This window comes from Mesorhizobium sp. M4B.F.Ca.ET.089.01.1.1, assembly GCF_004022605.1.
Lineage (GTDB): Bacteria > Pseudomonadota > Alphaproteobacteria > Rhizobiales > Rhizobiaceae > Mesorhizobium > Mesorhizobium abyssinicae.
On sequence record NZ_RZOS01000871.1, the window covers coordinates 1 to 1,220 of the forward strand.

Genomic DNA, 1,220 nt, shown 5'->3' on the forward strand with positions numbered 1-1,220 from the left:
AGACCGAGGCCATCCAGCACCGCGCCGATGCTCGCCTCGGTCAGCAGTTTCTCCGCCTCAAGTAATGAAGCTAGGGTTGGGCTTAGCTCTGTGTCGACTGGCCCAAACAGCTTCTGTACATGACGACGATTGTCTTCGGTTCCGATCAACTCCCGAACGGCGTCTGCAAGGGACTTATGCCCAGCTATGTCGCGCTTTATCATGTCGGCCGAGGTTCCCCGCCTTTTGCGTAACCCGCAGATCAGGGATGGTTGCATTAGGGGAACAAATGCAGGTCCACTTCGGTTAAAGACTTGCAGCGGTCGATCCGTCTCGGTGCAGCCACTGTCGAGGTCCGTGGCCAATTCCTCTCGGTGGCGAACCTCCAACGATAGTTACAGCGGGACTAAAAAGTAGGCCCAATCTCGCGCTCCAGGGCGACGCGGGCCTTCCGTAACGAGACGAGCAGCCGCTCCAGTAGGCCTTCATCCAATTCGGATGCTAGGCCCGAAACGCCCGGTCGTGCTCAACGATCCGGTCCTGTATCGACATTACGGTTTCATAACGAGCTACAAGGCTCGTGAGGACTTCCTGATGATCGGAGGTCATACGCTGCCCGTTCTGGGCAAGGAGCGGGCATCAAGCTTAAGCGTTCATAAAGAACGGCCTCATCGAACTCGCCGTCCGAGAACAGTGCCATTACGCTCACGCTCAGGCGCTCCGCCTGCATGCGGCTAACGGAGATACCTGCCTCGGCGCAGACACGATCAAAGACCTGCTTCAACAAAGCCAGGTCGCTGGGATAGGCAATGCCACTCATTGAGCTGGTGTTACTGACCATAGCTGTTCCTCCCATTAGGGCGGAAGCGTGGCCGTCGCTCAACGGCGATGCCCATGATGTAAATCGCCGATGGAAGCAGGCTACTCCGATTCATGCGGAGAGTCTGGGAAAGGGCTGCTAGAGTTCTGCTCACCGAAGTCGCGCCTCCGAGACAGAACCCAAGCAGCGATCCTTGGGTCAATTCCTAAAGATATCAAGAGTTGGAAACGTACCAAACAGAGGATGGGATGTTTGGTATTCAGTGAGGCGCTTTCTATGGACACGCTCAAGTGGCTTCTCAGCTGCTGAACTGCGGCATGCACTAAATCGCCACCTGTGTCCCGATCTCGACGACGCGTCCGGTCGGGATCTGGAAATATTCCGTTGCGTCGGCCGCCGTGCGCGCCAGCCCGATGAACAG

1 protein-coding gene is annotated in these 1,220 nt (G+C 57.0%); it reads right to left on the reverse strand.

Annotated features, from left to right (window positions below):
- Positions 1–203 (reverse strand): hypothetical protein (locus EN780_RS39870; protein ID WP_210215082.1); only part of this gene is annotated, 203 nt, incomplete at its 3' end.
- Between the last annotated feature and the right edge of the window lie 1,017 nt (positions 204–1,220).